Origin of the sequence: Bacteroides sp. B1-V-101 (assembly GCF_023656585.1) — a bacterium.
GTDB lineage: Bacteria > Bacteroidota > Bacteroidia > Bacteroidales > Bacteroidaceae > Bacteroides > Bacteroides thetaiotaomicron.
In genome coordinates, this window is the sequence record NZ_JAMOKH010000015.1 from 36,670 (window position 1) to 49,533 (window position 12,864).

At 39.8% G+C, this 12,864-nt stretch carries 8 protein-coding genes; 6 read left to right on the forward strand and 2 right to left on the reverse strand.

The features are described from left to right. Positions 1 to 400: 400 nt before the first annotated feature. Together NBH01_RS13270 and NBH01_RS13275 are read right to left on the reverse strand one after the other, a co-directional pair. Complete coding sequence (locus NBH01_RS13270) at positions 401 to 1,108, reverse strand: ComF family protein (protein ID WP_011108487.1); 708 nt, start codon at positions 1,106 to 1,108, stop codon at positions 401 to 403. A gap of 31 nt (positions 1,109 to 1,139) precedes the next feature. After that, entirely contained in the window at positions 1,140 to 1,943 is an 804-nt protein-coding gene (locus NBH01_RS13275) for an inositol monophosphatase family protein (protein ID WP_011108488.1), read from the reverse strand. Between the two features lie 314 nt (positions 1,944 to 2,257). Here NBH01_RS13275 and NBH01_RS13280 point away from each other — a divergent pair, with 314 nt between their 5' ends. The 6 genes from NBH01_RS13280 (at position 2,258) to NBH01_RS13305 (ending at position 12,856) form a co-directional block, all read left to right on the forward strand. Beyond that, positions 2,258 to 3,799, forward strand: a complete 1,542-nt coding sequence (locus tag NBH01_RS13280) for a BT2802 family ribose utilization protein (RefSeq protein ID WP_008761961.1) — start codon at positions 2,258 to 2,260, stop codon at positions 3,797 to 3,799. A gap of 228 nt (positions 3,800 to 4,027) precedes the next feature. Next, positions 4,028 to 4,951, forward strand: coding sequence for a ribokinase (rbsK, locus tag NBH01_RS13285; protein WP_008761960.1), 924 nt, complete (start codon positions 4,028 to 4,030; stop codon positions 4,949 to 4,951). A gap of 39 nt (positions 4,952 to 4,990) precedes the next feature. Further along, a complete protein-coding gene (rbsK, locus tag NBH01_RS13290) occupies positions 4,991 to 5,926 on the forward strand; it encodes a ribokinase (RefSeq protein ID WP_011108490.1) in 936 nt (311 codons plus the stop codon). A 12-nt stretch (positions 5,927 to 5,938) separates the two neighbouring features. Beyond that, a complete protein-coding gene (locus NBH01_RS13295) occupies positions 5,939 to 9,190 on the forward strand; it encodes a SusC/RagA family TonB-linked outer membrane protein (RefSeq protein ID WP_217719704.1) in 3,252 nt (1,083 codons plus the stop codon). Between the two features lie 12 nt (positions 9,191 to 9,202). Then, the gene (locus NBH01_RS13300) at positions 9,203 to 11,203 is read left to right on the forward strand and encodes a RagB/SusD family nutrient uptake outer membrane protein (protein ID WP_217719703.1); all 2,001 of its coding nucleotides are present in this window, start codon (positions 9,203 to 9,205) and stop codon (positions 11,201 to 11,203) included. 45 nt (positions 11,204 to 11,248) lie between these two features. Then, positions 11,249 to 12,856 carry a DUF4969 domain-containing protein gene (locus NBH01_RS13305; protein ID WP_225693443.1) on the forward strand — a complete coding sequence of 536 codons (1,608 nt, stop codon included), beginning with the start codon at positions 11,249 to 11,251 and terminating at the stop codon, positions 12,854 to 12,856. The last annotated feature ends 8 nt before the right edge of the window (positions 12,857 to 12,864 follow it).

The following is a 12,864-nucleotide window of genomic DNA, read 5'->3' on the forward strand; positions in this document are numbered from 1 at the left end:
GACCTCTTTTTTGTTTCTGCTCTTCTCCCCCCTGCTTCGAAAATAGAGGGTCAGTCCGAAAACCGAAACTCTCATCCCCTTCTTTTATTCACAAAAACATTCTTGTCTTTTGATGGTCTATAAAACTTTAAAGATTCAAAGGTTAACAATAAACTTTCCATCTGAATAAAGTAAGTTCTTTGGGTACATGAATTAATTCGTCCGGCTATAGGCATTCTTTCGTCCGCCTATAGCCGGACGAAAGTTTGCCTATAGGCAACGTTGCGTTTGCCCATAGGCGGACGAATTAATTTATGAAGAGAAAGTACTTATTTGTAGAACAGCAACAACATAATGTAAGCATTGGCATTCATTATAGTTTATATATTAAAGAGAGTCTTCGGGAAGACGACAAGCTACCCTATTCTGCCATAGCCAACGTCAACACACTAATCCGTACTCCTTCAATCTCTGCCAGCCGAGAAGCGCACGCTACGGTAGTTGCTCCAGTCGTCAACACATCATCTACTATTAATATATGCTTTCCTGCCAAATACTCCGAACGATGCAATTCGAAGATTCCATCTACATTCTCCCAACGTTCTAAAGCTGACTTTTGTGTTTGCGTTTCCGTATTCTTCCGGCGTATGATTGCTTCGGTATCCACCGGAATACCTGTTACGGCCATAATCCCGCGCGATATCCATTCACTTTGATTGTAGCCACGTATCTGCTGTTTCTTCTTATGCAAAGGGATGGGAATGATTACATCAACTCCATGAAAGAAGTCGGAAGCCTGCAATTCGGATGCCATATATCGTCCCATAATAGCACCAATTTCTTTTTGTCCTCCATATTTGAGTTGGTGGAGAACTTGCCGAAAATCACTTCCTTTGCGATAAAAGAAAAAAGAAGTGGCACGTTCCAGAGGAAACTTACCCCAAAAGAGTTTTTCTACCGGATTGTCTTTCCGAAGATGATAATCGGTACGAGGCAAGTTTATATTGCACATGGTGCAAATACACTCTTCTCCTTTAGCCAACGATCCGCCACAAACGACGCAGCAACGGGGAAACCAAAGGGACAAAAAAGAATAAAGCCAATCTTTTATAAGTAATGTGTGTTTCATAGTAGTAGCTATTTATACAATCGCAGCAGTCTTACATATCCAACGGAGGAACTTCTGCTAAGAGTTTCAAAAATAAAGGATGCAGGTATCCATTGGTTGCAATAATATGATGACCTTCTATAAAATGGTCGTCACCATAGAAATTAGTCACGCGACCGCCTGCTTCCAACACAATCAGGGCAGCCGCCGAATAATCCCACTTACCGATAAACGCTTCGGCCCATGCATCAAAACGACCATTAGCTATATAACAGATTGCAGCCGCAGCCGAACCGTTCATGCGAATGCCTCCCACGGCTCCATAAAGGTTATCAATCAGATGGAGAGCCGTCGGTTTATACTGATCATAATTATAAGGTAATTCAGTAAACACAAATGCATTCTTGATATCCCGGACATCCGAAACATGAATTTCCTCACCATTCATGAAAGCCTTTCCTCCTTTCCAGGCATAGAAACATTCATTCCGGCAGACTTCATACACAACTCCCAAAAGCAATTCGGTACGACTGCGCAGAGCGATGCATACACAATAAGGAGCCTCATCATGAATATAATTCGTAGTTCCGTCCAACGGATCAATGACCCAGCAGTAAGGTTCGTCCTGATAAGTAGCAGAGCCTTCTTCCGTAATAAATCCTGCTTCGGGCAACAAGGCAGAAAGCGCTTTTACCAACCGTACTTCAGACTCTTTATCCACATACGACACATAATCATGCGCATGTTTTTCCATAACACGCTCACGACGGAAGTTTTTCCGCTCTTCTTTCAGAAAATGCCCAGCTTCGGTAGCTATGCGGCATACTTCAACTGTAAGTTGCTTTAAATCCAACATTTCATCTTTATTATTAAAAAGTACATCGAAGGTATAGCTTTTCTTATGAAAAACCATCCAAAATGAGTATTATTTTCAGATAGACTATCAAACATTCAATTTTCAAGGCAGAAAAACATTCAATCACATTATAATATATTTTTCTGATCTGAGGAAATGAGAATTCCCTGCAATTTTCAGAACAGGCCCGGCCTCTTCCCACAAATATACGCAACAAAGAGCTACAGAAAACACAAAGTGACAGAATGCCAGATTTGCTTTTTACATAAAAATTCCCGAATATTGCAATCTAATACTAATGCAAAGAGTTCCCTATGAAAAGAGTAGATTCCGTTATATCCCTGATATACTCGTTATCTAAATCAGAAAAGAAGCACTTCTCCCTACAGGTTATCAAGGACAAGGAGGAAAAAGACTATCTGGTGATTTATGATATTATCATAAAGAGTAAACAACCGAATGGAAATACTGTAAAAGAGGAATTTTACAGACGCAAGCCCAATGGCTCATTTGAAGTATCCATTCAATACTTATATGAAAAGCTGACGGATACGTTACTCACCCTGCGTAAAAAGAAAGATATCTATTACGATCTGCTGAATAATTTGTGCAAAGCCCGAATGCTTTATGAACGTTCTCTGTTTGAAGAGTGTTTCGAAATACTATCCAATACAATAGAACAAGCACAATTCTATGAGAACAACGAAATTCTGACGATAGCTTTGAAGCTGGAACTGGAATATCTGCTCCGTCTGAACTTTCCCAACATGACAGAACAGGAGCTTTTTCACAAACACTTCATCCAAAATGAAGCTTTGAAAAAGATTCGGAAAATCACAGAGCAATCTTCATTACACAACTTATTGAAATATCGTTTATCTCATATTGGCTCCATCAGAACAGTAAAGCAAAAACAGGATATGAATGACCTTATGGTCAACGAACTTTATATAGCCGCTTCTTCAGACTCCGAAGGTAATTTTGAATTAACACGAAACCATAAACTTTTTCAGGCTAATTACCTGATGGGAGCAGGCGATTACAGAGCTGCCTTAAATTCATACAAAGAACTAGACTCATTATTTGAGCAGAATCAGCAGTTCTGGTCAAATCCTCCTATATACTATTTATCTGTACTCGAAGGAGTACTCGGTAGCCTGCGGTCTGTGAGCAACTATGACGAAATCCCCTACTTCCTTGATAAATTAAGAAAGCTTATATCAGACAGCACTTCGCTCGAATTTAAAGTAAATGCAACTTGCCTTCTCTTCCAATACGAACTATTTCCCTATCTGGATAAAGGAGATTTTTCGAAATGTACCCAACTTATGGCAGACTACCAGGAAATACTTTATGATAAAGAAGCCTGGTTAGGCCCTATTCGAAAAAGTGAATTATTGCTTTACACCACACTCGTACACATTGGTAACCAAGAATATAAAACTGCTAAAAAGTATATCAGCAACGCTATCATAGACCATAACATAAAGTATCTGCCTTTAATGAGAACTATTCGTCTGGTCCGCCTCATCGTCTTTTATGAAGTGCAGGAGCATGAGCTAATCCAGTATGAATCCCGTTCCATCACCCGAAGTCTATCTTCGCCCAAAGAGCAGACTTTTAAAACAGAACGTATCATTTTATGGTTTCTGAATAAAAGAAATATTCCCATCCTGAAAAAAGACAGAGAAGCATTTTGGGAAAAGTTGTCTCCTGAGATTCATGAATTATATAATAATAAATATGAAAGTCAGCTTTTACGCCTCTTTGACTTTACGGCGTGGATGGAATCCAAAATTCGGAAAGAAAAACTGTCTGAAGTCCTCAGAGCACGTGCTAGCGCAAAAGAATGTTAAAGAGTAAGGTGTCTGATTCGTATTTCAGACGATAAAAACACTCTTTTCAAATCTCCATTTTCTCTTTGTAATTATATAAATTCGCTTCACATTACCTCTATATTCTCTCCTCTATACAAGGAAAATCCAATATAAGATATCATTTTTGAGATTATATAAACCAATTATTAATGTAGAAAACTATGCATGATTATTGCTTTCATTTGCATAGTCTTAATTTTTAATACTATGGAAACTATATCAATTCATAGACCCAAAATTGTAGTCATCGGTAGTTGCAATACCGATATGGTCGTGAAAGCCAACAGACTACCTGTTCCCGGAGAAACCATACTAGGCGGAACCTTCTACATGAATCCCGGTGGCAAAGGAGCTAATCAGGCGATTGCAGCCGCCCGACTGGGAGCTGAAGTCACCTTCATATCCAAAATCGGATATGATTTGTTCGGCCTGCAAGCATTGGAAATATACAGATCAGAGAAAATTAATACGGAATATATATTTACCGACCAGAAAAGTCCGTCCGGAGTTGCACTTATCTCCGTAGATTCTTTCGGTGAAAATAGCATTATCGTAGCACCGGGAGCAAGCCGTTCGCTTTCTATTGAGGATATCAATAAAGCCGAAGAAAAAATCAAGGAAGCTGATATTATTCTCATGCAACTTGAGATTCCCATAGACACAGTGGAATATGCAGCTACTATTGCTTGCAAATATGGGAAAAAGGTAATCCTCAATCCGGCTCCCGCGTCCAGCCTGAGCAACTCATTCTTAATGAACGTGCACACCATACTCCCCAACCGCATTGAAGCGGAAATGTTATCCGGAATCAAAGTGATGAATATAGAAAGCGCTCATCGTGCCGCTCAGGCTATCGGAGAGAAAGGTATAGAGAATGTTGTCATTACTTTAGGTAAAGACGGGGCTTACGTAAAAGAGAAAGATGAATATACCATGATTCCCGCAAAGGAAGTAGAGACGATTGACACAACAGGTGCCGGAGATGTATTTTGCGGAGCATTCAGCGTCTGCCTGTCTGAAGGGCATTCACTCGCTAAATCTGTGAAATTTGCCAATGCGGCGGCAGCTATAGCAGTCACGCGAATCGGTGCACAGAGTGCGATTCCTTATAAAAGAGAAGTTGTGCTATAAACGAGATAAGACCTAGGTTAAACACATAAATCTGTTCAAATGAAAGTAGTAGTTATTGGAAGTTCAAACATCGACATGGTTGCACAAGTCAACCATCTCCCGGCGCCTGGCGAAACAGTCGGAGATGCCAGTTTCATGCAATCCCTCGGGGGGAAAGGCGCCAATCAGGCTGTAGCAGCAGCAAGACTCGGGGGATCTGTAACGTTCATTACCTCTTTGGGAAATGATATGTATGCAGAAATTCTAAAAAAACACTTTAAGAAAGAAGGTATCACTACTGATTATATCATAGATGATGTTAATCAGCCCACAGGGACTGCACTCATTTTTGTTGCCGACAGTGGTGAAAACTGCATAGCAGTAGCTCCCGGAGCTAACTATTCTTTATTACCCGGTTCAATTATTCATTTTTCAAAGGTAATTGACGAAGCAGATATCATAGTTATGCAAGCCGAGATTCCTTACGAAACGATTAAAAGAATAGCTCTTCTGGCTAAACAAAAAGGTAAAAAGGTATTGTTTAATCCCGCACCCGCCTGCCTGATTGATGAGGAGCTGATGAAAGCCATTGATATACTAGTCGTCAATGAACTGGAAGCAGCCTTCATCTCAGGAATTGAATATACAGGAAATAATCTTGAAGAAATCGCTCTAAGCTTATTACAGGCAGGTGCACGCAATGCTGTGATCACATTAGGAAGTCAAGGTGTATATATGAAAAACGACAAAGAAATCATTCAGCTTCCCGGATACAAAGTAAATGCGATTGATACTATTGCAGCAGGTGACACGTTCTGTGGTGCATTGGCTGTAATTTGTGCCCAAAGGGAAATAGACCGAGATGCATTGAGTTTTGCGAATGCCGCGGCAGCTATCGCTGTTACACGTTCTGGTGCCCAACCGTCTATTCCTACTCTCGATGAAGTAAAACACTTCATGTTAGAAAAAGAATTAGCCTTATCATTCAACTTTTAAATTTCATGGATTATGAAAACTAATCGACACTCTACTCTCTTAAAGAAAGCTGTCCACCTGATAACTTATAACTCAAGTCATAAGCTTATCTGCCTGCTGGGCTACCTACTTTTATGTTCAATGAATACATATGCTCAGAATTATGTATCCGGAACAGTAAAAGATAATAATGGAGAACCTCTACTGGGAGTTTCCATAAAAGTAAAAGATGGGAATATAGTATCCGGAACCGTCACTGACTTTAACGGACACTACCAAGTGAAAGCGGATCCAAGTTCAACTATTGAATTCAGTTACATCGGATTTAAAACAGTCCAGTTTACAGTAGGTGATAGAAAAATGATAAACGTAACACTGGGAGTTGACGACAATTTATTGGATGAAGTGATCGTTGTAGGTTATGGTACCCAAAAGAAGATTAATTTAACCGGTTCTGTCGGAGTCATTGACTCGAAAGCCTTCGAAGCAATCCCTGTATCCAATGCAGTCCAGGCATTACAAGGACAGGTTCCCGGTTTGAATATTTATAGCAATCAGGGAGGAGGTCTCAATCAGAAACAATCGATCAATGTACGTGGAGTCGGAACTATCGGAGAAGGTTCTACAGGAAGTGCCCTAGTCTTGATAGATGGTATGGAAGGAGATATTTATTCCATTAATCCGCAGGATATAGAATCTATTTCAGTTCTGAAAGATGCGGCAGCTTCTTCTATTTATGGTTCCAGAGCGCCATTCGGAGTAATCTTAGTAACGACCAAGAAAGGAAAGGCCGGTAAAGCGCAAGTTAACTACAACAACAGTTTTCGTGTAAGTAGCCCTATCAACATGCCTTCTTCATTAGACTCTTACACGTTCTCCTTATACTATAATGATGCAGCTGCCAATTCCGGATGGGGACCTTACAACTGGGTCTCGGAAGAAAGGATAAACCGCATCAAAGACTATATGGCCGGCAAGATTACCGATTCTACCATCCCCGTGCCCAATAATCCTTCGTTATGGGCAGACGGATATTCACAAGGAAATGATAATATTGATTATTATGACTATTTTTTCAAAGACAATGTCTTTGCACACGAGCACAATATCAGCGTTACTGGCGGGACAGACAAAATACAATACTATTTATCAGCGAACTATTTAGGTCAGGATGGAGAGCTCAGAATCGGAGATGAATACTCAAACAGATATACTGCATCTGCAAAAATCAACGCACAATTATCAAAAATAGTATCAGTCGGATTCAATACTCGCTTTATCAGAAGTGACTATGTACAGCCGACACATCTTAATGAAAGTTTTTTTGCCGAAATCGGACGCCAATGTTGGCCTACCAAACCTCTCTATGACCCAAATGGTATTCTATATGACGACCATGTGCTCCAAATGCAAAACGGAGGTGAAAAACAAGAACGAAACACTTGGCTCTACCAACAACTGAATATAACGGTAGAACCTATCAAAGGGTGGCGACTGATTGGAGATTTAAGCTATCGATACAACACACAATATTCACACTGGGATTACTTAACTGTTCATCAGACAGGTGTTGACGGAAAGACTAAGGGCAATACATGGAATAACGATTCCCAAGTACATGAAGGCACTTATGCCAGCGATTATTTTAATGTAAATCTCTATACAGATTATGCAAAGACCTTTGCAAAATCACATAATATGAAAGTTCTTTTCGGGTTTCAAGCCGAACAAAATAATTATAAAGATATAGCTGCTGAGAAGCTAGGAGTCATTTATCCGGGAAAACCGACTATCAACACTTCTACCGGAATGGATTCAAATAACCAAAAAGTTGCTCCGAATGTAGCAGGTGGACACAACAGATGGGCTACCGCCGGATTCTTCGGCAGATTGAATTATGATTACCTGGAAAAATATCTTCTGGAAGTAAATCTACGCTATGACGGTTCCTCACGATTTCGTAGCGACAGTCGTTGGGGATTTTTCCCTTCCGCATCAGTAGGCTGGAACATAGCCAGAGAAAAATTCTTCCTGCCTGTCAGCAAAGTTGTCAACACATTTAAGGTCAGAGCCTCTTATGGTAGTTTGGGTAACCAAAATACATCTTCTTTATATCCGACTTATTCTACAATCGGTACAGGAACAGGATCATGGATCATTGACGGAACATTAGCCAATATTGCCTGGGCACCTTCACTCGTCAGCTATAATCTCTCCTGGGAGAAAATCCGTACATGGAATGCCGGAGTTGACTTTGGCCTGTTTAACAATCGGCTAACCGGCTCTTTTGATTATTACATTCGTAAAACTGACGATATGGTCGGCCCTTCGGAGAAATTGCCTGTAGTCCTTGGAACAGCCGTTCCCAGTTCCAATAATACAAATCTTAAAACATTCGGATGGGAACTGGAACTAATGTGGAAAGACCGGTTAAATAATGGATTGAATTATAGTGCCCGCTTTACACTCGCCGACAGTCGTACCAAGATTACTCGTTATTCAAACCCTTCCGGACTGATAGATGGATTTTATGCCGGAAAATACGTGGGCGAAATATGGGGATATGAAACGATAGGTATTGCACAGTCTGACCAGGAAATGGCTGAACATATCGGCAGATTAGTCAACGGTGGACAAAGTAATCTCGGCCAAGACTGGAAAGCCGGAGACATTATGTATAAAGATTTGAATGAAGACGGAAAAATTGATGCCGGAAGCCGCACCTTACAAGATCACGGTGATTTAAAAAGAATAGGTAACTCCACACCCCGATATAATGTAGGGCTAGAATTAGCCGCTGACTGGAAAGGATTCGATATCAGAATGTTCTGGCAAGGAACATTGAAAAGAGATTATTTTCAGGGTAGTTACTACTTCTGGGGGGCAAACGGTAGACAAGGGCCCTGGTTTTCCACAGCACTAAAAGGACACGATGATTATTTCCGAAATGACGAAGCCAGTCCATTGGGAACGAATCTGAATTCCTACTATCCAAGACCCTTATTCAACACCGATAAAAACCAGCAATCACAAACTAAATATTTACAAGATGCATCTTATCTACGTCTGAAGAATCTGCAGATAGGATATAGCTTGCCACACAACATCGTACAAAAAATGGGAATGCAGAACCTAAGGATATTCGCATCCGGTGAAAACTTATTCACCATTACGAGCCTCATTGACTTCTTCGATCCCGAATCAATCGAAGGCGGCAGTTGGGGACACGGAAACGTTTACCCACTATCCCGAACATTCTCTTTTGGATTAAATGTCACATTCTAAAAACAGGATATTATGAAAAGACTTACGATATCAACCTTATTGAGCGGAGTGCTCTTCTTGACAAGTTGCAATGATTTCCTAAACCAAGAACCTCTTGATCAACTTTCTCCAAATGAATATCTGACAACAGAAAGTAATATTGCAGCTTTTGCTACTGATCAATATCAAGTGCTGCCTACTCATGGCACCTATGGATATGGCACTTTTGAAATTGACAATAACACAGATAATATGGCCGGTATGCAACCTAACGTAATGTATGCACCCGGATACTGGAAAGTAGGACAAGAAGGAGGCTCATGGTATTTCGCTGATATTTACCGATGCAATTATTTCTTTGAAAATGTGCTTCCATCGTATGAAGACAATGCCATTGTCGGAAACACGACCAATATCAAACACTATATCGGAGAAATGTATTTCTTCAGAGCTTTCATGTATTTTGAAAGATTAAAATCATTAGGCGACTTTCCTATTATTACTAAAACTTATCCTAATGAACGTGAAGCTCTGATAGAAATCAGCAAACGAGCCCCCCGAAATGAAGTAGCCAGATTTATCTTATCTGATCTGGACAAAGCTATAGAAATGATGCAAAACATAGCTCCTTCCGGAGGTAAGAACCGGCTAAGCAAAGACTGCGCTATCCTTCTCAAGTCAAGGGTTGCACTTTACGAAGGCTCATGGCTGAAGAATTTTAAAGGAACAGCTTTTGTACCCAATGGACCGGGATGGCCGGGAGCAAATAAAGATTATAATGCTAATTACTCATTTAAATCCGGAAGTATTGAAAAAGAATCAGAGTTCTTCTTTGATGAAGCTATTAAAGCGGCACAAATCATAGCAGAAAAATATAATATATTAACTGCCAATACAAGAGTATTCCCACAAACTTCTTCGGAACCTGAAAATCCTTATTTCAGTATGTTCTGCGATATTGACATGGAGAAATACAATGAAGTACTTTTATGGAGGCGCTACAACACAGGATTAGGAGTGGCAAATGAAGTTTGTCAATACGGATGTGTCGGCAACAATGGAGTAGGCACTACTAAAAGCATGATTGACGCCTTTATTCTTAAAAATGGAGAACCTATTTATGCATCCCCGATGTGGGCAGATGAAAACTCATCTTATTGGGGAGATAATAATATCATTCATATCACTAAAAACAGGGATACCCGTGCAGACATCTTCATCAAAAAGCCAGGACAGAAAAATTTGCATACTCAGGCAGGAGATCATGGGGTAGTAGAAGAATGGGGACCCAATATAACCGCCTCTTCTGTTACAGAAAAGTACAATACAGGCTATGCCTTACGCAAAGGATTGAATCCTGACGGGAAATACACAAATAACACTCAAAGTATTGTCGGTTCTATCATATTCCGCACAGCCGAAGCCTATCTCAACTATATAGAAGCTTATTATGAATTGCATGGTTCACTCGACTCCTATGCAGAAAAGTACTGGAAAGCGATTCGTCGCAGAGCCGGCATTGATGAGGACTATACCAAAACAATCAGGCTTACAGATATGTCAAAAGAAGCAGAAACTGATTGGGGGGCATATTCCGGCGGAGAAATTATTGATGCCACACGTTATAATATCCGCCGTGAACGAAGATGTGAGTTGATGGCGGAAGGTTTACGTAGCATGGACTTACATAGATGGCGTTCAATGGACCAGATGATTACCAAACCCTACCATATCCTAGGAATGAATTTATGGCAAGAAATGTATGGCTGGGACTGGTATAAAGATTCTAACGGCAACTCCATTCTTAAAGAAGGAGAAAATGTTTCACCACGTAGCTTCAGTACTTATCTTGCTCCTTATCACATCACAGCCAATAACATTGTTTACAACGGCTATAAATGGAATATGGCACACTATCTCGATCCGATAGCAGCAGAACATTTTCTGGTTACTTCATCCGGAGGTGATTTGGATTCTTCTCCTATCTATCAGAATCCGGGCTGGCCTATGACAGGAGGAGGAACCCCGCAATAATCCAATAATCTACTAATTTAACAAAGACCAATTATGTATAAAAGAATGATAATACTAACTTACGCACTGGTTTTCTTTTCATTATTCGCAACAGCTTGTTCTGACAATAATAATGAAACATACGTCGAACCAATACTTTCTCAAATAGAAGTAAGTAAACTAGTGACTGAAAACAACAAAACATATGTTTCTGTTGACGGTAAACCTTTTCCGTTTCTTGGTGCACAAATACGCCTTGATGCCCTTCTCAATTGTGACAAGATGACTATTAATGAAGTGGAAAACTACTTCAAGAAAGCTCAGGAACTGGGACTAAATTGTGTGCAAATTCCAATTTCATGGAATATGGTAGAGCCTAAAGAAAACAAGTACGATTATAGTATCGTAAACTCAATCTTGCAGTTCGTCAACAAGTATAATTTGAAAATGGAATTACTTTGGTTCAGTACGAATATGGTAGGAGATTCATTCTCCTACCTGATACCTCAATATGTGCTTCAAGAATATAACAAAAGGCTCAGCCGGAATGATGAAGGAAATTTTTGGAACTATTATGGTTATCAATACACCATGATTCTTGATGATGAATGGATACTGGAGAGAGAAACCAAAGCCATCACCGCCTTATTTAACCACATCCGATACTGGGATTCTCAAAATGGAGACAAGCACCCCGTTATATCAGCTCAGATCCATAATGAACCTGATGCCTTAATGCGCTGGAGAATCGACCAAAAAGATTTAAAATATCGGGATGGGACTCCTCTAAGCAAAGAGAAAGCCTGGACAATGATCACAAATGCATTAAATACTGTAGGAAAAGCTGTAAAAAACAGTTCTTACAAAGTAGTAACTCGTGTCAACCTAATTTACGGTGATGGTATTAACCCATTTCCAGAGGCAACCAATGCTCGCCCCAAAGATGTATTCGATCTTCAAGGCATTGATTTCATTGGTGTTGATGCTTATAAAGATAATATTAAACATCTCAAAAATGAAGTCATGGCATATGCATCAATTGCTGGAAATTATGCGTTGGTTGCCGAGAACAAAGGTAGTTATGCAAACAGTCCAAGTCTTATCTTGACATCTTTCGCATTAGGAGGAGGCTATGATATTTACGATTTGGCTACCAGTAACTTCTTTATCAACAACACCACCGAACCGGACCAAATTGACCACGGAATTTATACATGGGATTTACAAGAAAAAGAGTTTACACCTCCTACTCGTAGTCTCATAAAAGGCTTGGCGGCAGCTTATATAGACGTTGCCAAAGTAAAACCAGAGAATTTTGCGGCATTTAATATCAACGATAATCAGCCAAAAGACAAATTAGAACAACTAATATGTACTACTGGAGCACAAATCACATTCCAGACAAATAATGCTTCTTTAGGTTTTGTATTAGATATGCACAATTATTTACTGATTTATAGTTTGAATGACTCTCAATTCAAACTAGAGAATGGTAAATTTGGAGAAACCATTTCCGGAAGATATGATGTAAATGGCACATTTACCAAAGAAGGAACTGCAACTTTAGAAAATCAGACTCTCCATGCTAAAGGAGGCGTACTTTATAAAGTAAATTATTCCTCGCAACAATCATTAACCAGCAATACAATTGAGAATATTGGAAATAACTTATAAAAACCCAA

Coding starts and splice junctions, on each gene's coding strand:
- NBH01_RS13270 (WP_011108487.1), bottom strand. CDS start 1,108: ATGAAACACACATTACTTATAAAAGATTGGCTTTATTCTTTTTTGTCC.
- NBH01_RS13275 (WP_011108488.1), bottom strand. CDS start 1,943: ATGTTGGATTTAAAGCAACTTACAGTTGAAGTATGCCGCATAGCTACC.
- NBH01_RS13280 (WP_008761961.1), top strand. CDS start 2,258: ATGAAAAGAGTAGATTCCGTTATATCCCTGATATACTCGTTATCTAAA.
- rbsK (WP_008761960.1), top strand. CDS start 4,028: ATGGAAACTATATCAATTCATAGACCCAAAATTGTAGTCATCGGTAGT.
- rbsK (WP_011108490.1), top strand. CDS start 4,991: ATGAAAGTAGTAGTTATTGGAAGTTCAAACATCGACATGGTTGCACAA.
- NBH01_RS13295 (WP_217719704.1), top strand. CDS start 5,939: ATGAAAACTAATCGACACTCTACTCTCTTAAAGAAAGCTGTCCACCTG.
- NBH01_RS13300 (WP_217719703.1), top strand. CDS start 9,203: ATGAAAAGACTTACGATATCAACCTTATTGAGCGGAGTGCTCTTCTTG.
- NBH01_RS13305 (WP_225693443.1), top strand. CDS start 11,249: ATGATAATACTAACTTACGCACTGGTTTTCTTTTCATTATTCGCAACA.